At 34.2% G+C, this 25,977-nt stretch carries 21 protein-coding genes; 18 read left to right on the top strand and 3 right to left on the bottom strand.

The annotated features are described in order from the left end of the window. Positions 1-79: 79 nt before the first annotated feature. The 6 genes from AB4Y30_RS12915 to AB4Y30_RS12890 all read left to right on the top strand — a co-directional run bounded on the left by AB4Y30_RS12915 (position 80) and on the right by AB4Y30_RS12890 (position 7,093). Positions 80-412, top strand: coding sequence for a CHY zinc finger protein (locus AB4Y30_RS12915; protein WP_368652647.1), 333 nt, complete (start codon positions 80-82; stop codon positions 410-412). Positions 413-441: 29 nt separating this feature from the next. Further along, a complete protein-coding gene (locus AB4Y30_RS12910) occupies positions 442-750 on the top strand; it encodes a hypothetical protein (RefSeq protein ID WP_368652646.1) in 309 nt (102 codons plus the stop codon). Positions 751-945: 195 nt separating this feature from the next. Further along, positions 946-2,736: a prolyl oligopeptidase family serine peptidase gene (locus tag AB4Y30_RS12905; protein ID WP_368652645.1), complete on the top strand. Its 1,791-nt coding sequence runs from the start codon at positions 946-948 to the stop codon at positions 2,734-2,736. 490 nt (positions 2,737-3,226) lie between these two features. Further along, a complete protein-coding gene (locus AB4Y30_RS12900; RefSeq protein ID WP_368652644.1) occupies positions 3,227-5,365 on the top strand; it encodes an MMPL family transporter in 2,139 nt (712 codons plus the stop codon). Positions 5,366-5,484: 119 nt separating this feature from the next. Further along, positions 5,485-6,357, top strand: a complete 873-nt coding sequence (locus AB4Y30_RS12895) for an NAD-dependent epimerase/dehydratase family protein (protein ID WP_368652643.1) — start codon at positions 5,485-5,487, stop codon at positions 6,355-6,357. Between the two features lie 67 nt (positions 6,358-6,424). Further along, positions 6,425-7,093 (top strand): reverse transcriptase-like protein, encoded by a 669-nt coding sequence (locus tag AB4Y30_RS12890; RefSeq protein ID WP_368652642.1) that lies wholly within the window; start codon positions 6,425-6,427, stop codon positions 7,091-7,093. A 173-nt stretch (positions 7,094-7,266) separates the two neighbouring features. On the opposite strand, the gene AB4Y30_RS12885 is transcribed toward AB4Y30_RS12890, so the two are convergent. Both AB4Y30_RS12885 and AB4Y30_RS12880 read right to left on the bottom strand, forming a co-directional pair. Continuing rightward, on the bottom strand, positions 7,267-8,028 hold the full coding sequence (locus tag AB4Y30_RS12885) for a MerR family transcriptional regulator (protein ID WP_368652641.1): 762 nt from the start codon (positions 8,026-8,028) through the stop codon (positions 7,267-7,269). After that, complete coding sequence (locus AB4Y30_RS12880; protein ID WP_368652640.1) at positions 8,019-8,909, bottom strand: DUF2268 domain-containing protein; 891 nt, start codon at positions 8,907-8,909, stop codon at positions 8,019-8,021. The genes AB4Y30_RS12885 and AB4Y30_RS12880 overlap by 10 nt, the downstream gene beginning before the upstream one ends. A 212-nt stretch (positions 8,910-9,121) precedes the next feature. Here AB4Y30_RS12880 and AB4Y30_RS12875 point away from each other — a divergent pair, with 212 nt between their 5' ends. From AB4Y30_RS12875 to AB4Y30_RS12850, 6 genes are all read left to right on the top strand, one after another. Then, on the top strand, positions 9,122-9,544 hold the full coding sequence (locus AB4Y30_RS12875) for a DUF2512 family protein (protein ID WP_368652639.1): 423 nt from the start codon (positions 9,122-9,124) through the stop codon (positions 9,542-9,544). 170 nt (positions 9,545-9,714) lie between these two features. Beyond that, positions 9,715-10,785 (top strand): M42 family metallopeptidase, encoded by a 1,071-nt coding sequence (locus AB4Y30_RS12870; RefSeq protein WP_368652638.1) that lies wholly within the window; start codon positions 9,715-9,717, stop codon positions 10,783-10,785. Positions 10,786-10,789: 4 nt separating this feature from the next. Next, a complete protein-coding gene (locus AB4Y30_RS12865; RefSeq protein WP_368652637.1) occupies positions 10,790-11,167 on the top strand; it encodes a DUF3899 domain-containing protein in 378 nt (125 codons plus the stop codon). A gap of 497 nt (positions 11,168-11,664) precedes the next feature. Next, entirely contained in the window at positions 11,665-13,227 is a 1,563-nt protein-coding gene (locus AB4Y30_RS12860; protein WP_368652636.1) for an ABC transporter substrate-binding protein, read from the top strand. Between the two features lie 277 nt (positions 13,228-13,504). Beyond that, positions 13,505-15,118: an ABC transporter substrate-binding protein gene (locus AB4Y30_RS12855; protein ID WP_368652635.1), complete on the top strand. Its 1,614-nt coding sequence runs from the start codon at positions 13,505-13,507 to the stop codon at positions 15,116-15,118. 784 nt (positions 15,119-15,902) lie between these two features. Beyond that, positions 15,903-17,537, top strand: coding sequence for an ABC transporter substrate-binding protein (locus tag AB4Y30_RS12850; protein ID WP_368652634.1), 1,635 nt, complete (start codon positions 15,903-15,905; stop codon positions 17,535-17,537). 284 nt (positions 17,538-17,821) lie between these two features. On the opposite strand, the gene AB4Y30_RS12845 is transcribed toward AB4Y30_RS12850, so the two are convergent. Then, entirely contained in the window at positions 17,822-18,946 is a 1,125-nt protein-coding gene (locus tag AB4Y30_RS12845; protein WP_368652633.1) for an IS4 family transposase, read from the bottom strand. A gap of 174 nt (positions 18,947-19,120) precedes the next feature. On the opposite strand from AB4Y30_RS12845, the gene AB4Y30_RS12840 reads away from it, so the two are divergent. The 6 genes from AB4Y30_RS12840 (at position 19,121) to AB4Y30_RS12815 (ending at position 25,784) form a co-directional block, all read left to right on the top strand. Further along, entirely contained in the window at positions 19,121-20,374 is a 1,254-nt protein-coding gene (locus AB4Y30_RS12840) for an amidohydrolase (protein WP_368652632.1), read from the top strand. A 1,006-nt stretch (positions 20,375-21,380) separates the two neighbouring features. Further along, positions 21,381-22,331 (top strand): nickel ABC transporter permease, encoded by a 951-nt coding sequence (gene nikB / locus AB4Y30_RS12835; protein ID WP_368652631.1) that lies wholly within the window; start codon positions 21,381-21,383, stop codon positions 22,329-22,331. 16 nt (positions 22,332-22,347) lie between these two features. Further along, positions 22,348-23,244, top strand: a complete 897-nt coding sequence (locus tag AB4Y30_RS12830; protein WP_368652630.1) for an ABC transporter permease — start codon at positions 22,348-22,350, stop codon at positions 23,242-23,244. A 45-nt stretch (positions 23,245-23,289) separates the two neighbouring features. After that, entirely contained in the window at positions 23,290-24,303 is a 1,014-nt protein-coding gene (locus tag AB4Y30_RS12825; RefSeq protein WP_368652629.1) for an ABC transporter ATP-binding protein, read from the top strand. Next, positions 24,296-25,324 carry an ABC transporter ATP-binding protein gene (locus AB4Y30_RS12820; protein ID WP_368652628.1) on the top strand — a complete coding sequence of 343 codons (1,029 nt, stop codon included), beginning with the start codon at positions 24,296-24,298 and terminating at the stop codon, positions 25,322-25,324. Before AB4Y30_RS12825 ends, AB4Y30_RS12820 begins: the two co-directional genes overlap by 8 nt. Positions 25,325-25,538: 214 nt before the next feature. Then, positions 25,539-25,784 carry a glutaredoxin family protein gene (locus AB4Y30_RS12815; RefSeq protein WP_368652627.1) on the top strand — a complete coding sequence of 82 codons (246 nt, stop codon included), beginning with the start codon at positions 25,539-25,541 and terminating at the stop codon, positions 25,782-25,784. Positions 25,785-25,977: the final 193 nt, after the last annotated feature.

Here is a 25,977-nt window from a genome sequence, read left to right as displayed (position 1 = left end):
AATATTTTGGTAGAAAGATGATATCACGTATAATGAGATGTATGCATAAAGTGGAATTTCCATTTAGGAGAGATAAATAATGGGTAATTATAAACCAATCGTTAAAGGATTAGTAATTGATCAGGAAACGAGATGTGAACATTATCATTTAGATGAGGATCGTATCGCTATTAAGTTTTTCTGCTGTCAGGAATATTTTCCTTGCTATGAGTGCCATGAACAAGCGGGTTGCGGAGAGCCGGAAGTTTGGCCAAAATCAAAGTTTCAAGAAAAAGCAATTTTATGCGGGGCTTGTGGTGAAGAGTTAACAATTACAGCTTATTTACAGGCTGATAGCTCATGTCCAGCTTGTTATGCTTCATTTAATCCTAAATGCGAACGACATTATCATCTTTATTTTGAAACAAGCTAGTATTTTTCAGATTAATTGGGGGGATATAATTGTTATTATTATTTGCTTTTTTATTTTTCACGTACTTATTTAGTATGATTTGGTATGGAGCAATGACTTTAATTCGTGAAAAAAATCTGTGGGAAGAAGAACAGCAAGCAGCAGTATTAAAACGTGGGAGATTATTATTAGTCATCAGTTCTATCTTATTAGTACTTGTACTTGCAGCTGGATTGTATTTAACAGGTCCTTTTTTCATCCTATATTTTGCGATTGTGGTAATCGTAAATTACTTTGGAGAGCGTCGTCATGTTCGTAGACGTGCTAAACAGCGTGAAGAAAATAGTAAAAATGAATAAAACAGTAATTGGGCATTTGCTCAATTACTGTTTGCTTTATCAATCATTATTTCTTTTAAATATCTTTCTTTATTTTTCTACCTCTGGTGAAATATTCTGTTTATTTTAGTGGAAGATTGTTATAATTATTTCTGTATATTGGGTGCGTATTTAGTAAGTAAATTTTAAATATGGAAAGAAGTGTGAGGTAATAAAATGGTAAACGAACAACAGCTTGAAGCTTTTTTATCGGTAAAATCAGCTTATCAGACGAAAGTTATGCCAAAGAGTAATACGATTACATTTTTATCTAATGAAACAGGAATGTCGCAAATTTGGAGATTAAATGAAGAAGGAGAAGCAGTTCGTTATGGAGAGCTACATGATGTTGTAAGAAATTATTATCATTCTCCTAACGGTGATTGTACAATAGCAGAGGTCGATACAGATGGTAATGAAAAAAATCAGCTGTATTTAATAGAAGAAAATGGAAATAAAATAACTCCGCTAGTTGTTGAACCCAAATATTTCCATGAGTTTGGTGGCTGGTCACCAGATGGGCAGAAAATTAGCTTTTCAAGCAATCGTCGACATCCAGGTTTTTTTGATGTTTTTATTATGGATTTAGCAACAGGTGAAATAAATACGGTTTTTGAAAATGATGGCAATTGTACACCATTATCTTGGTTATCTGATGGTGAACATATCTTATTAGAATTTCCAACAACCAATATTGATAGTGAAATTTATAAATTAAACATTGCTTCAGGTGATTTAGTTCGTATAGGTGTGGAAAATAAAGATGCTCGTTATAAATCATTAGCATTAAAACCAGGCCATGAGGAAGGCTTTGTGTTAACAGATATAGATGCAGAGACAATGTATGTTGCGTATTTTAGCATGGATAAACCAAATGAACTAATCAAGGTTACTCATGATGTAAAATGGGATATGGAAGAATTGAAACTCTCACCGAATGGTGAAAAATTTTTATACACTTTAAATGAAGCAGGATTTTCTCGATTAATTTTATGTGATACAGTCTCAAGCGAGGTGAAAGAAATTCCAGGATTACTTCGCGGTGTAGTGAGTTCACTTGCTTGGGTTTCAGATGATGAATTTGTGTTTGCGATGAAATCTCCAAAGTGTCCAGGAGATATTTGGAAGTACAATTTAAATAGTGAACAATTAAAGCGAATTACTTTCTTTAGCGAAAATCCAGAGATTGAACATTTATGGGTAGATCCGGAAACACGTATTTTCACATCGTTTGATGGTAGAGGAATTCCTTATTTATATTATGGGAAGGTAGAAGGCTCCAATAAACCTGCTGTTATTTATGTGCATGGTGGACCAGAAAATCAAACAAAGGGAGAATATTATGGTGGTATTCAATATTTAGTATCCCAAGGATTTGCTGTAGTTACTCCAAACATTCGAGGAAGTAATGGTTATGGTCGAACATATATTAAATTAGATGATCGTCGTAAACGAATGGACGCTGTTCGTGATTTAGCTGCATTAAATAAACATTTAGCTGAAGCTCATCAGGTAGATCCAAAACGTATTGGTATTTATGGAATTAGCTATGGAGGCTATATGACGCTTTCTTCTATTACTCATTTCCCAGAGCTATGGAAAGTGGCTGTGGATTTAGTAGGAATGTCTAATTTGCGTACGTTTTTAGAAAAAACAGGACCATGGCGTAGAAAGCTACGTTCAAGTGAATATGGAACATTAGAGGAAGATACTACGTATTTTGATGAAATCGCTCCATTGAACCTGGCAGAAAATGTACAAACACCATTACTTGTTTTCCATGGACAAAATGATTCTAGAGTGCCAATTAATGAATCAGAGCAAATGGTAAACAAACTAAAAGAATTAGGAAAAGAAGTAGAATATATTGTCTTCCCAAATGAAGGACATGTTACACATAAGGTAGAAAATAAAGTACGTGAATATAGTGAGCTTGTTAAGTTTATGATTCATCATTTGACTAAATAAATCATAGAATGTTAGTAATTTAAAGTTATATCGCCTCATCTGTATGAGAATAGTAGATGAGGCTTTTTATATGCATAGGAAAGTATAAATTTTTCTCCAGGTTGTTTCTTATTCAGGGGTAGCGCTGTCTAGCTCCGAGCGCCAAAAACTAAGAGATTTCGCATCACGCCCTACAATAAGTCAACATCGGTTCTGTTTTATAAGGAAGCCCGACTAAAACCAGGCTAAAGCCTAACGTTGGATACCCCTAAATGGGTATGTTTCCTTTATCTCGGTTGTGCCACTCCAATCTCTACGTTTTTACGACGCATAGGATGTGCTAGTGCAGGACGTTGTGCTCGTGACGTCGCGTTCTTAGCCTGTAAGGGCGCGACTTGCGCTTTTCGGTCATAAATTTCAGAATGTGCTTAAATTTACATAAAAATCAGTACCTGTTATTCCCAAAAAGCGCTAAACTAAAGATATTAAATGAAAAGGAAGGAACTATGAGATGTCAAAATTCACACAAATAGTGATTAATCGTTATAAATGGATTATTTTAGTTTGGCTTGTTTTTATAATACTGATGGGCATATTAGCAATTCGTTTGCCTTCCATGCTTCAAGGGGATGGCTTTGAAATGGATGGAGAGTATGCGGAAGTAACGGAAATGACTTCAGAACAATTTTCGATGCCAGTTGAATCTATGTTTCTTGTTTTTGAAGATGTTGAAGATGGGTTAATTGAAGATGTATTAAAGGAAGTAGATGACTTAGATTTGACTTCAAGCATTGAATCTCCCTTAGAAAATTCTGATTTATATAAAGAACATTTATCCTATGCTTTATTACATTTTGATGATCAAGATGCAGATATGTCAGCAATTGTAACAGAAATTCGTGAAGCAATAGCAGATGAAAATGGAATAACTTTAACAGGTTCCTCTGCAATTACTCAAGATATTAATACAGCCAGTCAACGTGATTTAATTGTTGCAGAAGCGATTGGTTTACCGATTGCGATCATTGTTTTATTAGTAGCATTCGGAACAATTGTTGCATCATTAGTTCCAATCATTATTGGTGTATCAGCAGTTGTTTCTACATTTGGGATTATGACATGGATTGGTGCAGAAGTTAATTTATCTATTTTTGTATTGAATATTATTCCAATGTTAGTGCTCGCATTAAGCATTGATTTCGCATTATTATTTATCAGTCGCTATCGAGAAGAAAAGAAAAATCATTCCATTGAATCAGCAGTTGCAACGACGATTCAAACAGCTGGGCGTTCTATTTTATTTTCTGCTTTTTGTGTATTTATTGGTTTAGGAGCATTGCTTTTTATTCAAGTAGATATCTTTCAAAGTATTGCTATAGGTGGAATGGTTGTTGTTTCTATGGCGGTATTGAATTCATTAACTTTACTACCAGCTGTTCTATTATTGCTAGGCGATAAAATTGACAAATGGCAAGTGCTTAAGTTGAAGAAAAATGGAGCAAGTCGTTGGCGCACTTTTGCTAATGGAGTAATTAAACGTCCGGTAATCATTACGATTTCTGCACTCGTTTTATTAGGAATTGCAATTATTCCAATAAAAAATATGGATGTCTCCATTCCGCAAATGGATTCTCTACCAGCAAGCTATGATTCTCGACAGGCTTTTGAAGCGGTGGATGAGGAGTTTGGTTTAGATGAAGAAACAATGGTTTATCTGATTGCTGATCGTGATGGGGGCTGGGATAACAAAGAAGGCTATGAAGAGATTTTAGAATGGGAATCGTATTTGCAAGAGGATGAATTGGTTGGGGAAGTAGGAACCATTTATTCTGTTAGTGAAATAGATTCTGTGGAGGCATGGGAACAAACTTGGGAATCGCCAATGCAGGAACAGCTCCTACCGATTTGGGAAACATTTGTGCAAGACGATCATTTATTTATTCCAGTAACCTTGCGGGTGCCTGGACAATCAGATGAAGCACAAGACTGGGTCAGAGAGATAAAAGATAATCCAATCGATAAGGAAATACTGGCTGGAGGAGTAGCTCGATTCAATCAAGAAATTTTTGATGAGATTTTTGATAAAATATGGATTGTTCTTTCTTCGATTATTATTACAACATTTATTGTACTAATGATTGCATTTCGTTCTGTTCTAATACCGTTAAAAGCAATTATGATGAATATTATTGGATTAGGAGCAACGTTTGGGATTTTAGTGTATATATTCCAGTATGGCCATTTTGGAATGGAGGCAGGTACGATTGCATTGATTATTCCTGTGATTGTATTTAGCCTTGTCTTTGGTTTAAGTATGGATTATGAGGTATTTTTAATTTCTCGAATACAAGAGGAATATGCAAAAACATTAAATAATGATCATGCTACGGTCGAAGGTTTGGCGATAACCAGTAAGATTATTACATCAGCTGCTTTAATTATGATTGTGTTAACAGGGGCATTTGCTTTTACAGATGTAATGCCAGTAAAACAAATTGGAGTTGGGATAGCGATTGCAATAGCAATTGATGCAACAATTATTCGTCTTATGCTTGTGCCAAGCTTAATGAAATTATTTGGTAAATGGAATTGGTGGATGCCATTTAGAAAAGGCAGATATCAAGCAGGTCTTCCGAAACAAATAGATTAAAAATAGAAGCTTTGCAGATAACAACTTTTTGCGAAGCTTCTATTATTTAATTTAAAATGTCGGAAATTTTTGTTAATATAAATATAGTGAAATCATTTAAGAGGTAGAGGAGATATGAGATGAAAACGGCATTAGTATTTGGAGGAACTCGTTTTTTCGGAAGGAATTTAGTGGAAGCTTTATTAAGTAAAGGGGTAGAAGTTACTGTTGCGACTAGACAAAGTAGTCCAGATCCATTTGGTGATCGTGTGAAAAGAATAAAAGTAGATCGCTTTGATGGAGAAGCATTAAAAGAAGCATTAGCAGGAAAAAGCTGGGATATTGCCTTTGATCAGCTTTGTTATACTTCTATAGATGCAGAAATAATGTCTCAAGCCTTAGAAGGAAAAATTAAACGTTATGTTTTTACATCTTCAGGTGCAGTATATGATCGAGGTCCAGATCTGAATGAAACAGCGTTTGATCCTTATACTTATGCATTAAAAATGGTAAAAGCTGACGAAGTTTCTTATGGGGAAGGAAAGCGTCAGGCAGAAGCCTATTATTTTCAAAAAGGAGTATTTCCAGTAGTTGCATTACGTATCCCAATTGTATTAGGGATGGATGATTACACAGAACGATTATTGCACTATATCAAGGCGATTCATCATGGAGAATCTGTTTATTTTGTAGATCCATCTGTAGAAATGCGTTTTATTCATCAAAAAGAAGCAGGTGATTTCCTTGCATGGATTGGTGATTCTGATTATGAAGGGCCAATTAATGCTTGTGCAACAGGTGTCATTTCAATGGAAACCTTAATGCATCAAATTGGTGATCTTTTGAACAAGGAAGTAATTATTACTACAGAAGAGGAGAAGGAATCTCCTTATGGTGTGTATATGACTAGATATTTAAACACAGATAAAGCAGCAGGGATGGGTTTTTCTTTCACGGCATTACAAGATTGGTTACCACAATTAATCAGAGATGTGCATGAAACGATTAAATAAGCTCAACCTAATAACAACAGGAATCTGCAGGCACAAATAACCCAAACATATACAGGAGGTGGATTCCTTGCAAGTAATTATTCATGCAACATATAAAACCAAAAGAGGATTAGAAGCATTATTTTCTTCTGATTTCCTTGAAGCAGAACAAGCTATTGTAATAGCAGAGGATTTGATGCAGACAGGTCGATTAAAGCATCTTTCTTTTGTAGACAAGCATGATCGTTCTTGGAATTTAAAAGAACTCAAACGATTTATGGAAGATGTGCAAACAGAACCCCATCATATTAAAATTTATTTTGATGGAGGTTATCATCGAAAAACAATGGAATCTGGTCTTGGTATTGTTATTTATTATGAGCAAAATAATAAAAAGTATCGGCTTCGTAAAAACGCCTTGGTTAAAGGGTTAGTTTCTAATAATGATGCGGAATATGCAGCGTTACATTTAGCGTTGAAGGAATTAGAAGTGATGGGAGTACATCATCTGGATGTACATATAATTGGTGATTCGATGGTTGCTATTAATCAATTAAATGAGAGTTGGCCATGCTACGAAGAGGAGCTTGCTCGTTGGTTAGACCGAATAGAAGGAAAAATTAAAGAGCTAGGAATCGATCCTATATTTGAATTAGTTTCTAGAAATGAGAATAAAGAAGCTGATCAACTTGCCAGTCAAGCATTAAATGGGATAGAAATTGAGAGTGTTAAAGAATTATCTGTAAAAACAGAGTGAAAATCAAATACCCGTTTTTGATTTAATGAAGCAGCTTAGAATAGCAAGATGCTTTTATTGAATAGACACCTCTTAAAATGGAGGTGTCTATTTTAGTTATTATAACTGATATGAATAGAGGTATTTTTAGCATAAAAACTCTTATATCGTGGGAAAAACATGTTTAAAGTTAATTAATCAGTAGATTTTTCCTGACAATAATATTGTACTGCTTTATAAATAAAAGTTGGCAATTCGTTATATCCAAATTTTATAAAGTAATTTTGAAAACGATTATCTGCTACAAACTGTTCTGCAATATAGAGAAATAAATCTAATGAACAACTCATCGTCTTATTGAAGCAATTGTGAAGTTTAACAATCTCTCTTTGAATTCTATCAGAGTCTGGAGAGTCATCTGACCAATTGGCTAGATTTTGGTAGATTGATTCTACTCGATGAGTAATATTTTTATTAAAGTTTTGTAGTTCTTCCTCATTCATTGAAGCTAGGTTTGCTTCATATTCTTTGTATTGTTCTGTATGACCATATTTTATTCTCGCTTCTTTATTGTATTGATCATTCAGAGAAGTTAACTTTTGACTGAAACTATTAAATTCCAATAAGCTGTCCCCATTTAGGAAACGATGTAAATTATCTATTGTAGTATGAAGTTGATATTGCTGTTCATATAATTGTTTTTGGTATTTCTTTAGATACTCTTTTTGCTCCGTTTTTGTGATGCTGATGACGTGCTTTATTTCTTTTAAAGATAGGCCAAGATTTTTTAGAAAGAAAATAAATTGTAATCTTTCCAAGTCAGATTGACTATATTTTCTGTAACCATTGGCTTCCTTATCAGGTACTAAAATACCTTCTTTATCATAAAAATGTAGTGTTCTACGAGAAACTCCTGTGATATAACAAATATCTTTAACTGAATATTTTAATTCCAAAAGCTATCTACCTCTTTTAAAATTTTATTTGGTTCAAGAATAGTTGCTTCAACTACATTTTTTCCAGTTTCAGCCAAATAATGTTTCATCAAATAATAGCCCAGCGTATAACCAGCCGCATAAGGTAAACCTATAGGAGCACCACCTTGTGCAATGATAACATCATCTCCATAAATATAAGGCATAATAGCTTCCATACCTGAAAGTGCCATTTTATCTTTGAAGCTAGGCTTGATTAGATTATTGAGCATATCTAGATCTGTTTTTGTGACCCAGGGACCAAGATAAGAACTCCCTAATATAGATTCTACATAATTTTCTGCTAAACCTTCCGCAATGACCCACTCTGCCAAGGATACATTTTCTGTCCATTGAATATATTGATAGCGAACATTATGGTTAATTTCATGTGCTATAACACCTGGAATTCGCTGAATTGATTCTTTATTTGGTGTAATAGAAATAGTAATATAGCCAGGTATTCCTCCTTCCCCAATACATCCATGATTTAAACGAAAGAGATGATTATCCCGTCTACCTAAAAGTATTGTAAATAAATACTCAGAAACATTTAGTTTAATCCCATTATCCTTAAATATTTTTAAGGACTGAGCAAGGGAAGCACGGCAATTTTCCCATAATTCATCAGAACTAATTAAATCTATTTCAGAAACATGCGATGAATTAACTTCTTCTGGTAAATAATGAAGCATTTCAAGAACATTGAAAACATCAAAACTATTTGATTCCAAAGGGACTTGTTGAATATCAAATTTAGGTTTGAAGGGCTTCAATACATTTTCACGAAAATATGCTCTTTTGTCTTCTCTACTAATTAAATCTCTATAAATTTTGTCTGATCTTACAGTTTTTATATCCATTTTTACACACCTCAATCTGTTGAATAGCTATAGTTTAAACTGTAACGTTAGGTTACAGTCAAGTGGATTCTTTCTATTGTATGAAGTAATTTATTATAGGATTAATCAGCCTCTTTTAAAAATAACCTTTCGTAATTGGTAAGTGCCTGGAAAATTTTCTAATAGTTTGGTTCTGTCATGCACATACTATAAAAAAGAAAGGGTGTTTTTAATTGATAAAATATATTCCGGCATTTGCGATTAAACTAATTTTTACTACAGTTGTGATTTTCTCTTTGTTTAGTATCTTCTACCATTTATCAATGACGGAGTTACTATTTATTGTATTTCTAGTCTCAGGCCTCACTTTTATCGTTGATCTGTTTCTTTTTGCTCGTTTCGGCTATTTAATTACACCAATTATTGAGTTTGTAAGTACATTTGCGTTGCTAATTTTTTTAAGCTCTATATTTGTCCAAACGGGAGTTTCTAGTATAGTAATATCCTTTGCTGCAGCTTATTTAATAGCTATTTGTGAGGCGCTTTACCATATTTATTTAGGAGAAAATGTGATGGATAAAGATGAGCCAATCATTAGACAATTGCAAGTTGAACTAGCGGAGGAAATTGAACCACATATAAAGCGAGAAGAATAAGTATTATAATTGAAATGGGATGTCTACCCAGTCATAATACGATCGCTAAATAGTATCATAATAGGAAATCCTCGCTTCATCATGTGAAATTTTTATACATACCTCTGAGAATCGTATATAATTAATTTTATAAATTTATTTAAAATTCGCTCAGAGGGGTATGTGTAGGTATGAATAAAGAAAAAATTAGACAGGATTTATTAGAAAAACTACCGCAGCTTTGTGATGCACATGGTGTTTCTGGCTATGAAGAAGATGTAACAGAGCTTGTTAAATTAGAAATAGGTACTTATGTAGATGAGATGAAGGTAGATGCATTAGGGAATTTGATTGCTAAAAAATCAGGTAACGGGAAAAAGAAGGTAATGGTTGCTGCTCACTTAGATGAAATTGGCTTAATGATTCGCCATATTGATGATAATGGTTTCTTATATGCTGAAAAAATTGGTGGAGTGCGACCACAAAATTTATTTTCTCGTACCTGTGTAGTTAAAACGAAGAAGGGCATTATTCCAGGTGTTATTAATAGTATTAATCCTGGACGCCCTAAGCAGATGACAACAATTCCTGAAGTAAATGAATTCTTTATAGATGTAGGCGCAAGTGATCTAGGAGATATTAGTGATCTAGGAATCGAAATTGGAAATACAGTAGCAATTGATTATGAATTTAAACAGCTAGGCAAAAATAAAATTTTGGGTCGTGCTTTAGATAATCGCTTATTAATGTTCGTTCTTATTCAAACAATGAAATATATTAATGAAAATAATCCTGAAGTACCTGATATTTATCCAGTATTTACAGTACAAGAGGAAGTTGGCTGTCGTGGTGCATTAACTGCAGCCTATACCATTGAACCAGATGAAGCAGTGGCTTTAGATATTACAATTGCTAATGATACACCACAAATCCCAGTACATGAACGAATTTCAGAATTAGGTGGAGGTCCTAGCATTAAATTAATGGATAAAGTAGCTAACGGTCAAGGTTCAATCACTCCACCTAAAATAGTGGAAGCAATGAAGAAAGTAGCTTATGATAATCATATTCCATTTCAATTAGAAGTGATTTCAGCAGGGACAACAGATGCGGCTACCATTCAATTGGCAAAAGGAGGAGTGCCTTCCGGAGGCATTTTAGTACCAACAAGATATGTACATGCGCATGAAATGGCTTCTATCGATGATATTGTTCATGCAATTGACTTACTTTATCACTATTTAATGTCTTTAGGAGAATAAAAAAATGATGTTTACAATTAAAATGGCTACAGCATTTATTTATATCGTTATTACAGTTTCATTTATTTTTACGTATCTCTACGCTTCTCCATTTACCTTCGCTACTTGGATAGAAGCGGTATATAATATTTCTATCATATGTATAATCATAGGTTTCTTATGGATTGTTATTCAAAGTGGATTTTTCCATTTATTAGTGCGATGGATTAAACAAAAGCTTAATAAAGATGAAGAGCAAACAATAAATGAAGTAGAAGAAAAGAATGAAGAAGAATTAACTTGGAAAAGAAAAGTAAGTGATTGGGCAAAGGTGATTATCGTTGCTGGTCTTTTACTTGTGATTCTATCAACCTATGTATCTTATAAATTTTTCGGTGATTAAACTTTTTGAAATTAAATCTGGAGTTAAATTCTTCAGAGAATCTAGCGGTAAAAGGAAAAAAGAGAATTTAATTTGAACGCGTTTACTCGATACGGAGTAGACGCTTTTTTTTGTTAAATGAAGCTATTATAGGATTCTCTAACATTATGATTTTTTTCTCGTGAAATGATGAATATTTCTCTATTATTAGATTTCTTTTGTTTGTATTGACAATCGTTTTATGAGAATGTAACATGTTACATGTTTGGATGGGTTTGTCGAAATTTGTCGAAATATATGAAAGCGCTCTACTTTATTACCGTTTTTTACCATGTTAAAGAAAGTTATTTATGATATCAACCTATAAGGTTTGATATAGAAAGATCTGGAGTAAACCTTATAGGATTACTTTAGATGTATTTAATACTATCAATTTGAAAATTTAAATGCTTGGATAATATATCCATGCTGAAATTTTATACTTTCTGATAGTGAAAAAATAGAAATGGGGGATAATTATGAAAAGCTACAAATTTGGATTACTTATTTTACTAATTACTCTTGTATTAGTCGGATGTGGTTCTTCAGATGATGAAGGGAGTTCTGGAGGAGATAATAACAGCAGTGGTAATTCAGTTTTAAAAATTGCTATTGATGCACCACCACCAACTTTGGATCAGCCAGTAAGTACTGCTACATCAGCACGTGATGCTTCACGTTTTATCTTTGAAGGACTTCTTACAACAGATTCAGAGTTCCAAGCTGTACCAATGCTTGCAGAAAGCGTGGACACAGAAGATAACAAAACATACACTTTTAAATTAAGAGAAGGTATTAAATTCCATAATGGGGAAGAAATGACAGCAGAAGATGTTGTTGCATCAATGTACCGTTGGATGGAACAATCAACTGTTACTGGTAATGTATTTAATGATGCTACATGGACTGCAGATGGGGATTATACAGTAATTTTAGAATTAGCTAACCCATCTTCTCTAACACTAGATACATTGGCATCTGCTAAGCAAGCAGCTGGAATTATGCCAAAAGAAATAGTAGAGAATGCACCAGCTTCAGGAGTTGAAGAATATATCGGTACAGGACCATATAAATTTGTAGAATGGAAACAAGACCAATATATTCATTATACAAAATTTGAAGATTATCAACCACTAGATACTCCAGCTGATGGATTATCAGGGAAAAAAGAAGCGTTAATTGATGATATTTATTTATATATTGTAACAGATACATCTACTCGTATTGCTGGATTACAAACAGGCGAATATGATTTTGCATACGGAATTCCATATGATTATTATGGTCAAATTAATGGAGATGAAAATCTTGAAACAATTCTGACTCCGGCTGCTAACCAAATGATTGGTTTTAACAATTTGGAAGGTATTGCTACAGATGCTAAAGTACGCCAAGCAATTAACATGGCGATCAATAATGAAGAAGTTATGATGGCAGCATTCCCGAACCCAGAGTTTTTCTGGTTAGATTCTGGTTATATGGATAGAGACATTGTGAATTGGTATACAGAGGCTGGTTCAGAACATTATAATCAGGCAGATATTGAAGGTGCTAAGAAGTTATTAGAAGAAAGTGATTATAATGGGGAAGAGGTACGTTTCTTGGCTACTCGTGATTATGATCATCACTATAATACTTCTTTAGTAGTTACAGAACAATTAAAGGAAATTGGTTTAAATGTTAAGTTAGAAATTTACGACTGGCCAACAGTTCTTGATATTCAAGGGAATCAACCATCAGAGTGGGAAATGTATATGACATCTGCTTCTACAGTTAGTACACCACCACAATTAATCGGATTAAGCCCAAGATTTGGTGGAGTATATCCTGAAGTGTCAGATTTAATTTCAGAAATTGAAACAGCTCCGACACAAGAAGAAGCATTTGAATATTGGGATGAGCTACAAGGTAAACTATGGGAAGAATATTTACCAATTGTGAACCTTGGTGGTTATAACACACTTTATGGTCATAACAAAAAAGTAGAAGGTATTGAAACATTAACAGGTCCTATTTTCTGGAACGTATCTATTAATGAATAATTGAATGATGAGAGAAGAGTTAGATTATGCATGATAGATTTTCTGTCTAAAGAGCTAGTAGCTTTGTAGATAGAGAATTGGATATGCTTTTCTAGCTCTTTTTTTTGCGTGAAAAATAAAAATTGACAATTTTAACAATGGTAAATATAATTAGCTATAAATTACAAACTGTAATTTATTATCGAAAATGAAAGCGCTTTTATATGTCGAAATAAGAAAGGAGTACATATTTTTTTAATAGAATTATAGTATAGATATAAGTATGGGGGAGAAATTTGTGAAAAATTTTAAGTTAATTTTATTTGTATTATTACTCGCTTTTGTACTAGTAGGTTGTAATTCTTCAACAGATTCTGACAATGAAAGTGAAAATGAATCAAATAATGATTCAAGTAGTGAAGAAACAGATAATGATGAAGGATCAGAGGAAGGGACAAGTGGAGGGACTTTAAAAATTGCGATTGATGGTCCACCACCAACTTTAGATCAGCCAGTAAGTACGGCGACTGCAGCACGTGATGCAGCACGCTTTGTTTTTGAAGGCCTTATGACAACAGATGCAGATTTTAATGCTGTACCAATGCTTGCAGAAAGTGTAGATACAGAGGATAACCAGACATATACATTTAAATTAAGAGAAGGAATCAAATTCCACAATGGAGAAGAAATGACAGCAGAAGATGTTGTTGCTTCGATGTATCGTTGGATGGAGATTTCAACAGTAACTGGTAACGTATTCAAGGATGCTACATGGACAGCGGAAGATGATTACACAGTAGTTTTAGAATTAGCTAATCCATCTTCTCTAACACTAGATACATTAGCATCTGCTAAACAAGCGGCTGGAATTATGCCAAAAGAAATAGTAGAAAATGCACCTGTTGAAGGTGTGGATGAGTATATTGGTACAGGTCCATTCAAATTTGAAGAATGGAAACAGGATCAATATATTCACTATACAAAGTTTGAAGATTATCAACCTTTAGATACTCCAGCATCTGGATTATCAGGGAAAAGAGAAGCTCTAGTTGATGAAGTTTACTTATACATTGTACCTGATACATCAACTCGTATCGCTGGTTTGCAAACTGGAGAATATGATTTTGCATATGGAGTTCCATATGATTACTATGATCAAATTAATGCAGATGAAAATCTTGAAACAATTTTAACACCATCTTCTAACCAAATGATCGGTTTTAACAATCTAGAAGGAATTTCTACGAATCCTGAAATTCGTAAAGCAATTAATATGATTATTGATAGTAATGAAGTAATGTTAGGTGCATTTCCAAACCCTGAATTCTTCTGGTTAGATTCTGGATACATGGATATGAATATTACACCATGGTATACAGAAGCTGGGAAAGAGCATTATAATCAAGCAAATGTAGAAGAAGCGAAGAAAATTTTAGATGAGTTTGGTTATGATGGAGAAGAAATCAAATTCTTAGCTACTCGTGATTATGATCACCATTACAATACATCTGTTATTGTGACAGAACAATTAAAGCAGGCTGGTCTAAATGTAACATTAGAAATTTATGATTGGCCAACTGTTCTTGATATCCAAGGAAACAGACCATCAGAGTGGGATATGTACATGACTTCAGCTTCAACAGTAAGTACACCACCACAATTAATTGGATTAAGCCCAAGATTTGGTGGAGTATATCCTGAAGTATCAGAATTGATTTCAAGCATTGAAACAGCTCCGACACAAGAAGAAGCATTTGAATATTGGGAAGAGCTGCAAGGTAAACTATGGGAAGAATATTTACCAATTGTTCATATTGGTGGTTACAATGCCTTATATGGTCATAATACGAAAGTTAAGGGACTTGAAACGTCTACAGGACCAATTTTCTGGAATGTAACTGTATCTGAATAAGAAAGATAAAGAGGAGGCGAATGCTTCCTCTATTTTTTTGTATAATAATAGATTAATAAATAGTATAAATATTAGTTAAAGTGCGTTTTTAAAAAGGTCAATAAAAAGAGCCGTCATCGGTTAAGTTTGCAATGTCACGAGAGCAATACTAGAGGAATACAGATTAAGTACGCAACGTCACGCGAGCGACATCTGCACTAGTACATCCTGTATGTCGTAGCACGTCGTGTGCGTCGAAAGTTCAAGGCAACGTACTTCGAGTAGCGGACTTCCACAGGACGTGTCGGAACTTAGTCGAAGTTCCCCTGTTCGATGTATTATTTTTGTTGGACTTTTTGAACATCCTCTTAAAGAAAAATTAAATTGACATAGAAAACATAAAGCTTTATACTCTTTTTAAACATCTTTATGAAAGCGCTTTTATATGTAATAATAAAAATACAAACTATTAAAATAAGTAGCACTCATTAAAATAATCATCTTTCACAGAAGATATTGACAATTATTACATAACTTACTATAATAATGATTCAGTTATGGCAAACCCAATTTATAGTTGGGGATTGATTCATTAAGAATGCTTATGAAAGCGTTTTATTATGATAGTTTAGTAATGATAGTTGAGTAGAGAATAGAGTAGAGAATTATTTTAAGGAGGTGAGGTGTTGCATCGAAGTAAGGCATCTTTTTCGATATTAGAACTCCTTCAAGAGAATATTCGTATCGAAATGCGTATGGTAGACACCGATTAAAGATGTTAAAAACAGAATTTAGGGGGACAATTATGAAGAAATTATTTAAAAATGGTTTATTTCTTATGTTATTAGCAGCTTTAATGCTAGTTATAGCTGCATGTAGTTCAGATTCTGGAGGAAATGATGATTCAGATTCTGGTGATAATACATCATCTGACGAAACAGATAACAATGATGGTGATGACGAAGAAGCACAAGGTGAAGCTGGCGGAACATTAAGAATTGCAATAGATGCTGCTCCACCAACACTTGACCAACCAACAAGTACAGCAACTGCTGCACGTGATGCGTCAAGACTTATTTTCGAAACACTAGTAACGACTAAAGAGAATTTCGAGCCAGAGATGATGCTAGCAGAAAGCATTGAAACAGAAGATAACCAAACATTCACGATTAATTTAAGAGAAGGCGTTAAATTCCATAATGGAGAAGAAATGACTTCAGAAGATGTTATTGCTTCTATGGAAAGATGGTTAGAGAAATCTTCTGTAACTGGTAATATCTTTAATGATGCAACTTGGACAGCTGATGGAGACTACACAGTTATTTTAGAATTACAATCTCCTTCATCATTAACTTTAGATACAATGGCATCTGCAAAACAAGCTGCTGCTATTATGCCTAAAGAGGTTATCGATAATGCTTCTGATGGAGTAATTACTGAATTTATTGGAACAGGACCATTCAAATTTGAAGAGTGGAAACAAGATCAATATATTCATTATGTAAAATATGATGAATATCAGCCAGTTGATTTACCAGCAGATGGATTATCTGGTAAAAAAGAAGCTTTAGTAGATGAAATTTATATCTACATTGTAAATGATTCTTCTACTCGTTTAGCAGGTTTACAAACTGGTGAATATGACTTTGCTTACGGTATTCCATACGATAATTATGATGCGTTATTAGCAGATGATAACTTAGAAACAATTTTAACTCCATCTGCGAACCAAATGATGGGTCTTAATAAAGTACAAGGAATTGCTACAGATCCTAAGTTCCGTCAAGCGGTTAATGCAGCATTAGATGCAGAGCAAGTGATGTTTGCAGCATTTCCAGATGAAGATTTCTTCTGGTTAGATTCTGGATACATGGATATGTACATTGAGCCATGGTTAACAGATGCTGGTAATGAATATTACAACCAAGCAAATCCTGAGAGAGCTAAAGAACTTCTTGATGAAATTGGTTATAATAATGAAGAATTTAGAATTATGACTACTCGTGATTATGATCACCATTATAACTCTGGAGTTGTAATTCAAGAGCAATTAAAGCAAGCAGGAATTAATGCTGTATTAGAGGTATATGATTGGCCATCTTTATTAGACAAGCGTGAAAATGATTTAGGTGCTTGGGATGCATTCATGACATCATCTTCTACAGTAAGTACACCACCTCAATTAATCGGTATGAGTACAACTTGGGCAGGTGGAATGGATGATTCATATGTAGAGGAAACTATGGCGGCAATTGAAGGTGCACCTACAATTGAAGAAGCTAAAGAATTATGGGATGAATTACAGTTGTATGCTTGGGAAGAGCTAGTACCAATTGTACATTTCGGTGGATACCACTCTCTATATGGACATACAAAAAATGTTAAAGGTATTACTAACAACACAGGACCAATTTTCTGGAACGTAACTGTTTCTGAATAATCTTAGTGTAAGAATAAGGAGAGACGTGTTAAGCTAAAAAACCGGCTGCACGTCTCTTTTTTTACGCTAAATGGACTTGTTAATTCTGAAAGGTTTTTGTACATTATACTCATGCAAAGTAAGCTTTATGTAATTTGAGTCACTAGCGTCGCATAAATAAATGCAGAATGTTCTGAACTACATTTCTGGTTTTAAAGAAAAAATTGAAAGCACCTAAACAAAGGTAGTAAACATCCATTTTTTTGACTATAGCCAAAGACGAGTGCGACAAAAATTAAAAAGTTTTACGGGACACCTTTTCCTTTGATTTTACGAATCCAAATATGGGCAGATTTCCAAATTGCGGCTTTTAAATAACGACTGATTTGGAGATAAGTCCGCGAGCTGTTTGTGCTTAGCTGCGCGAGTACGTTTAAACAATAGACAATCATCGCTACGTACACTTGATTATGGACTGCTTGTTCGCTATGCCCGTAGAACTTTTTGATTGAGAGATGTTGTTTCATCCATTTGAAAAAGAGTTCGATTGCCCATCTGGACTTGTAAACATCGGCGATTTCAACTGCGCTAATGTCAAACCGATTTGAAATTAACGTGAGTTCTTTCCCTTTATCATCCAGTACTTTTATTTTACGAAAAACGTGTTCTGTTCGGTTTTGAGTTGATCCGAGAACGACCATTTCATCTGATAAAATAGATGAGTTTGATGGAACTTCAAGTGTTTTAATTACCCGAACGACAGCGTTTTTCCTTAAACGTGATACAAAGAAATAGCCGTCATCTGTCATGCGATCGAAACGCTCGTAATCCAAGTAGCCACGGTCAAAAACGTACATGCATTCTTTATCGTCAACAAATACTTCTAACTGTCCACGGTCGTGTTCTATTGCGTTCGTCATGACTGCTTTGTCCGGATAAGAAAGGCCTTTTTCCATAAATACAAGGCGCAGATGAAGCTTTACGCCAGACTTTGTTTTTCGGAATTCAGCCCATCTGTGATTCGTTAAATTTAAAGGTAATGTGGTAGAATCAATCAACATCCAAGGTGTAGACGTTTTTCTTCTGTGCTGAAAGTCTGTTTTTTCATGAATTTTCGCTACTAGATTTAAGAAGATGGCTTCAAAAAAAGAAGTAGGCACTTCATTTAGTCTTCTGCCTAATTGTGAAAAGCTAATGGATTCAAACCCAACTGCTTTTTGAAGATCATCTGAAAAAACAGCGTCAGCTAACGCCCGTAAACTTTCGGTACCATGAAGTTGCGCAAACAGCAGTAACTTCATGAATGGCGCCATATAAAGCTTCTTTGTATAGTAATCTAATTGAAAGTTTCCAACCATTTCATTAAAAAGTTCAGTCGAAATCGGTGAAAACCATTGTTCAAATGATGTTTTTCGTGTAAACTTATCCATGTGTATGTCCTTTATATTGGATTTGGATAGTTTACTACCAAACCCCATTATAAAGGATTTTTTTATGGAAAAATATAGTTAAAGAAAATTCAGTATTTTACTTTATACTTTTGTTTTTTAATGCGACGCTAGTGAATTTGAGTAATTAAAAATTTTTATAAAAGGGTGAAGAAAATGGATATTATTGCACTAAGACGTGATTTACATCAGTACCCAGAAGTAGGATTTACAGAATTTCGTACAGCAAGTAAAGTGGTAGAAATATTGGACTCTTTAGGGTATCAAGTGATTTATGGTGAGGATGCATTGGATAAAGCAGCTAGACGTGGACTCCCTGATGATGATGAACTAACAGAAGCATATGAAAGAGCTTTAGAGCATGGAGCTAACAGAGAAATTGTTGAAAGAATGAAGGGGGGGCTTACTGCTGTTATTGGAGTATTAGAAGGAAAAGAACCTGGACCTACAATTGCCTTTCGTTTTGATATGGATGCTTTACCAGTACAGGAAAGCAAAGATGCAGACCATCTCCCTTCTAAAGAAGGCTTTATTTCTAAGTTTGAAGGAAACATGCATGCTTGTGCCCATGATGCACATACTGCGATAGGCATAGGCTTGGCGGAAAAGTTAGCTGATCGACAATTTTCTGGTACAGTAAAGCTTATTTTTCAGCCTGCTGAAGAAGGCGCGCGTGGAGCACATGCTGTTGCAGAAAAAGGTCATGTAGATGATGTGCAAAGCATTTATTGTTTACATCTAGGTTTTGGATATCCATTAGGAGCAATCTATGCAGGCTCTACAGATTGGTTAGCAACCACAAAAATGTTAACACATTTTCATGGTATCCCATCACACACTGGAATGTCGCCTGAAACAGGCAGAAATGCTTTATTAGGTGCAGCGACAGCTCTGATTAATATCCATTCATTACCAAGATACAGTGGCGGATCAACTCGGGTAGGAGTAGGAATATTAGAAGGTGGAACAGCATCTAATATAACACCTTACTTTGCCAAAATGGTATCAGAAACGAGAGCAGATTCTGAAGAAATTAATGAGGATCTTGAAAAACGCGTAAGAACAATCTTATCAAATAGTGCAGAAATGCATGAATTAAAAGAAGAAACCTTTATTATTGGAAAAGGAACAACGATTACTTGTGATGAAGAACTCATTGACCTAGTGCTAGAAGAAGCGAAGGAAATAAAAGAATTTGACTCCTTAAATAGATATGGTCAAGCAAATGGTGGAGAAGACGCGAGTTTATTAATCAAGCGTGTACAAAAGTGTGGCGGAAAAGGTACTTATATGATTGTTGGAACGCCAATCCCTGCTGCACATCATCATCAAAAATTTGATATAGATGAAGCGGTAATGGAGCCTACTGTTAAGTTGTTAGAAAAAGTTGCTAGAAAAGAATTGAGATAAATACTTATATATGAAGGAAAAATTTAAACTAGATTAAAAATTTGCTGAAAAATGTTGGAATTTGTCTTTTAAACAGAGTAAATTATTTCATATATTTGCTAGTTATTAATTAGATTTTATAGATTGCTAGGAGTTTCATTTTAATCACTTTCCTTGTTATAGAGTTTATTGACTTATTATTTTCCATTCGGTATAATTACAAAAATATAGCGCAACTTAATCAAAGTTATGAAGTGCGAACTGACGAGTTTCTCTCTTTGTTTGCATTAATAGACAAATGTATTGTTTTTTTGACAAAAGGTTAAGCAGATGCGAATTATTTGTTAGGAGGTGTAGCAAAAAGTAGCTGAAATACTATTTGAATGGTAGCAATGTTTATATTATCTCAGTTATTAGTAAAATGATATTGACACAAATGAAATTTCAATAGTAAATCAGAAGTTTTCTACTTTTCTTAACAGCCAGTTGAAACTCTTCGCTTCATTAAAACGAGCATGAATAAACACTTCGTAATTTTTGTTCGAATGAGAGCACATTTTCTACTAGATAAAAGCTTCATATTATATGATGAATATCTAGTACGGCAGGATAAGCTTCTCAAAGTGAAATTATTATACCAAATTCATATAATATATGCGTTGATAATAGATTTGTATTTTCTAAAGAATTTTCTAAATTTTACTATTTATTTCAGGTGAAAAAAATAGTAAAAAACAATGGAAATACAAGGGAAAAATCATAGGATTCTCTTTTGTGTAACCCTTGATATGTCAACGTTTTGCGTGTATGAAAGCGTATACTTAATTTTCCACTTGACCTAGCTCTGTTGTAGTGTTATTCTCTATATATTGTATTTGCGGGAATCCGCTTACATTTTAATTTTCAGATGTTCAGAGAGTAGAGATTGCTAGGAAGAGAACAGCGTAAAATGAGAAGGTCTTAACCCATCCAAGACGAAACACAAAGTAAGTAAACAACAAAATTTGAACTAGAGGGGGCGTTAACTTTGTTAAAGTACATCATAAAACGGCTTTTATCTGTTATACCCGTTTTATTTGTAGTTTCCATTGTAATCTTTGGAATCATTCATATAACTCCTGGGGATCCAGCAGCAGTTATTTTAGGACAAGAAGCAACACCAGAACAAATTGAACAGCTTCGTGAACAATTAGGATTAAATGAACCAATTCATTTGCAATATTATCATTGGGTACTTGGAGTTTTACAAGGGGATTTAGGAACATCTTACTTTATGAAAGAACCTGTTACACAAGCAATTTTTGATCATCTCAAACCAACCTTGTCGGTGGCCGCGCTCGCCATGGCAATTTCATTAATTATTGCGATTCCTATTGGTATTGCAGCAGCTAACCGTCGTGGTACAATTACAGACCAATCCATCATGGGATTCGCTTTACTAGGAATGTCTGTACCAAGTTTCTTACTTGGACTATTCTTAATTTTATTCTTTGGAGTAAAACTAGGCTGGTTACCGGTAGCTGGTTATCAACCATTAAGTAATGGATTATGGAATCATTTGAAATATTTAATTATGCCAGCAATTGCACTAGGTTCAATCCAAGCTGCATTAATTGCTCGTATGACTAGAACATCTATGCTAGAAGTATTAAATACAAACTATATTAAAACAGCACGTGCTAAAGGTGTTAAAGATAGAAAAATCGTATATGTACACGCATTACGTAACGCATTTCTACCTATTTTAACAGTTGTAGGTACTACATTAGGTTCACTAATGGCTGGTGCGGCAGTTACGGAAACAATTTTCAACATTCCAGGAATTGGACAGTTAATTATTAACTCAGTTGAACGTCGTGACTACTCAGTAATCCAGGGTGTAGTATTATTTGTAACAGTAATTTATGTATTTGTTAACTTAGTTATCGACTTACTATACGGAGTTATCGATCCGCGAGTTCGATTACAAGATAAATAGAAAGGGGGAGTCATTCATGAGTCAAGTAGCAAACAGTACAGATTTAACAAACATAAAGCAAACTTTGAAGAGGGAACAAAGAAAGTTATTTTGGAGACGATTATTTGCAAATAAGATGATGGTCACAGGTAGTGCTATTGTTATTTTCTTAACATTAGTAGCTATATTTGGACCAATGTTAGTAAAATTTAATCCATATGAAATGGAAGTTAGTAACCGACTACAAGGGATGAGTTCTGCTCATTTATTAGGTACGGATGAATTTGGACGTGACTTATTAACGCGTATTGCTTATGGTGCGAAAGTAACAATGGGTGTAGGCTTCTCTGTTGCATTCTTTGCATCTTTAATTGGTATGATTATAGGATTATATGCAAGTTACTATAAAACACTAGATCATATTTTAATGCGTATCTGTGATGGTTTAATGGCTATCCCTGGTATTTTACTTGCGATCGCATTAATGGCTGCTTTAGGGCCAAATACTAGAAACGTTGTTATTGCCTTAACAATTGTATTTGTTCCAAATATTGCTCGTGTTATTCGTTCAGCAGCAATTGTTGTACGTGAACAAACATACATCGAAGCAATGAAAGCACAAGGATCAAGTACATTTAGAATTATTTGGGGTCATATGATGCCAAACACAATTTCTCCTCTAGTAGTACAAGCAACATTTGTATTTGCAGATGCTATTATTACAGAGGCTGCCCTTTCATTCTTAGGTGCAGGGGTTCCAGCTCCAGATCCAAGTTGGGGTAATATTTTATATGATGGTAAACTAGTAATCTTTAATGCATGGTGGATGACTGTATTCCCAGGAATCATGATCGTTCTTGCTGTATTAGGATTAAACTTATTAGGTGATGGTTTACGTGACTTAATTGACCCTCATACAGCTGGGAAAAAATAATTAAGAAAATAATGTACCATACTATAGAGATAAGGGGGATTACCCATGACGAAAGAACATCTATTAGATGTTAAAGAGCTTAAAACTCATTTTAATACCGAACGTGGCCGAGTTACTGCCGTCGATGGAGTTTCCTTTCATATTGATGAAGGGGAGATTTTAGGAGTAGTTGGTGAATCAGGTTGCGGAAAGAGTGTAACCTCCCAGTCTATTTTACGCTTATTAGACGAAAAGGTTACTACTCAGTATGATGGTGAAATTAATTTTAAAGGAACAAACCTTTTTTCATTAAATAAATCTAGAATGGACAAAATCCGCGGAAATGATATTGCGATGATTTTCCAGGATCCATTGAGTTCATTAAATCCGGTGTTTTCAGTAGGTTCTCAAATTATGGAATCTATCTTATTACACCAAAAGGTTTCTAAAAAGGAAGCAGAAAAATTAGCTATTGATATGTTAAGACTTGTAGGTATTCCAGCGCCAGAAAAACGCGTTAAGGAGTATCCGCATGAGTTATCAGGTGGTATGCAGCAGCGTGTAATGATCGCGATTGCATTATCTTGTCAACCAAAACTATTAATTGCGGATGAGCCTACAACAGCTCTTGATGTTACAATCCAAGCACAAATTCTTGATTTAATTAAAGAATTAAACAAAGAACTTGGAATGGGTGTTATGTTCATTACCCATGACCTTGGTGTAGTTGCTGAATTATGTCAGCGAGTTGTAGTTATGTACCTTGGTCAAATCGTGGAAGAAGCGGATGTTAAAAGCTTATTTGGTAATCCGTTACATCCATACACTCAAGGTTTAATGGCATCTATCCCACAAATCGATAGTGATCGTAACCAGGCATTACACGTAATCCATGGATCAGTTCCAGCACTTGAGAACGTTCCACCAGGATGTCGCTTTGCATCACGTTGTCAATATGCTCAAGATACATGTCGTGAAAATATGCCTGAGCTTGAAACAAAAGCAGACGGCAGAAAAGTTAGATGCTTTTTTGCAGACGAAATTCAAGAGAAGTTAAAGGAGGAAGGAGCACATGTCTAATAACGCTACTCCTGAAGTAGAAGTTACAGCCCTAGCTAGCGACGAAACTAGAACTCCTCTTCTTCAAATTCAAAACTTAAAGAAATATTTCCCTGTTAAAGGGACATTTGGGAGTTTTGGTAAGCCAGCTGGATTTGTAAAAGCAGTTAATGATGTATCCTTCGATGTTTTTGAAGGTGAGACATTTGGTATTGTTGGTGAGTCTGGTTGTGGTAAGAGTACTACAGGTAGAGCTATTCTACGTTTAATCGAACCAACTTCTGGTCAAGCATTATTAAATGGTAAAAATTTATTTGAGCTTACTGGGAAAGAATATCGTAAAATGCGCCAGGATATGCAAATTGTATTCCAGGATCCGTATTCATCTTTAAACCCGCGTAAGCGAATTGGACAAATTATTCAAGAGCCTTTAAATATTCATAACATCGGTGAAAAGAGTAAACGTCCTGATGTTGTAATGGATATTCTAGATAAAGTAGGAATGCGTACAGATCACTACTATCGTTATCCACATGAATTATCAGGTGGACAAAGACAGCGTATTGGATTAGCAAGAGCTTTAGTTGTTCAACCAAAAGTTATTATTTTGGATGAGCCTGTATCTGCACTGGACGTATCAATTCAGTCACAGGTAATTAACTTATTAGATAATCTACAACAAGAGTTGAAATTGACATATCTATTCATTGCACATGATATCAGTGTTGTACGTCATATTTCTGATCGTATTGGGGTTATGTATTTAGGTCGTATGGTGGAAGAAGCTCTATCAGAAGATTTGATTTCAGAACCATTACACCCATACACACAAGCTTTATTATCTGCGGTACCTTTACCAAATCCAGAATTGAAGCGTGAACGTGTAATCTTAAAAGGGGAATTACCTTCTCCATTAAATCCACCTTCTGGATGTGTATTCCATACAAGATGTCCTTTTGCGATGGATATTTGTAAGCAAGCTGTACCTGAGAAGAAAGAAGTTAAACCAGGTCATTTTGTAGCTTGTCATTTACACGAGTAATCAAAACTATAAAAGCTGCTAGAATGGTCATCTTTTATGACCTATCTAGCAGCTTTATTTTTGTATGATGAAGTTTTATTTGGAAAATAACTTTTTCCAGTTCTTTTTTCAAAAATAATATAAATAATAAGTGAATAAATTGAATTAATATGGCACAATAGTTTTATCGAGTTATATGATTTTATGTTTTTTTTATGAAAAGGAGTAGCATATTTTGCGGCAAGTTATTTTTTATCAAAAAAACAATTGTACATTATGTGATGAGGCAAGTGCTTTATTAGAAGTGTTTCAAATGGAATATGAATTTTCCGTAGAAAAAAGAGATATTGATACGAATGATGAATGGTTATTAGCATATCTTATTCAAATACCAGTAGTAGAAATTGCTGGAGAACAATTAAATTGTGAACAAATAGATTATACTTCGTTAGATTGTTTCTTCAGGAAACATTTTGGATAAGCATATAAGTTGTTGAGTTCTACAATAAGAAAGTATAAAATTTTAGAAGGACTTTCACTGTATTATACTCTGCAAATGATTATAATTTTCTATTCATAAAGAATTATATTTTAGTTACGCGAAGATACTAACTAGCGAATGTTATATTTTTTTGCATAATTAACTGATTCTTTAGTGGAAATCTTATATAATA

The sequence above is a fragment of the Ornithinibacillus sp. 4-3 genome (assembly GCF_040958695.1).
Classification (GTDB): domain Bacteria; phylum Bacillota; class Bacilli; order Bacillales; family Amphibacillaceae; genus CALAMD01.
The sequence above is the reverse complement of the archived record's forward strand: the minus strand, read 5'-3'. Positions and strand labels throughout refer to the sequence as shown.

Excerpts from the sequence above, each read along its gene's own strand:
- AB4Y30_RS12915 (WP_368652647.1), top strand. The coding sequence starts at position 80 with ATGGGTAATTATAAACCAATCGTTAAAGGATTAGTAATTGATCAGGAA.
- AB4Y30_RS12905 (WP_368652645.1), top strand. The coding sequence starts at position 946 with ATGGTAAACGAACAACAGCTTGAAGCTTTTTTATCGGTAAAATCAGCT.
- AB4Y30_RS12900 (WP_368652644.1), top strand. The coding sequence starts at position 3,227 with ATGTCAAAATTCACACAAATAGTGATTAATCGTTATAAATGGATTATT.
- AB4Y30_RS12895 (WP_368652643.1), top strand. The coding sequence starts at position 5,485 with ATGAAAACGGCATTAGTATTTGGAGGAACTCGTTTTTTCGGAAGGAAT.
- AB4Y30_RS12880 (WP_368652640.1), bottom strand. The coding sequence starts at position 8,909 with ATGGATATAAAAACTGTAAGATCAGACAAAATTTATAGAGATTTAATT.
- AB4Y30_RS12870 (WP_368652638.1), top strand. The coding sequence starts at position 9,715 with ATGAATAAAGAAAAAATTAGACAGGATTTATTAGAAAAACTACCGCAG.
- AB4Y30_RS12865 (WP_368652637.1), top strand. The coding sequence starts at position 10,790 with ATGATGTTTACAATTAAAATGGCTACAGCATTTATTTATATCGTTATT.
- AB4Y30_RS12860 (WP_368652636.1), top strand. The coding sequence starts at position 11,665 with ATGAAAAGCTACAAATTTGGATTACTTATTTTACTAATTACTCTTGTA.
- AB4Y30_RS12850 (WP_368652634.1), top strand. The coding sequence starts at position 15,903 with ATGAAGAAATTATTTAAAAATGGTTTATTTCTTATGTTATTAGCAGCT.
- AB4Y30_RS12845 (WP_368652633.1), bottom strand. The coding sequence starts at position 18,946 with ATGGATAAGTTTACACGAAAAACATCATTTGAACAATGGTTTTCACCG.
- AB4Y30_RS12840 (WP_368652632.1), top strand. The coding sequence starts at position 19,121 with ATGGATATTATTGCACTAAGACGTGATTTACATCAGTACCCAGAAGTA.
- AB4Y30_RS12830 (WP_368652630.1), top strand. The coding sequence starts at position 22,348 with ATGAGTCAAGTAGCAAACAGTACAGATTTAACAAACATAAAGCAAACT.
- AB4Y30_RS12825 (WP_368652629.1), top strand. The coding sequence starts at position 23,290 with ATGACGAAAGAACATCTATTAGATGTTAAAGAGCTTAAAACTCATTTT.
- AB4Y30_RS12820 (WP_368652628.1), top strand. The coding sequence starts at position 24,296 with ATGTCTAATAACGCTACTCCTGAAGTAGAAGTTACAGCCCTAGCTAGC.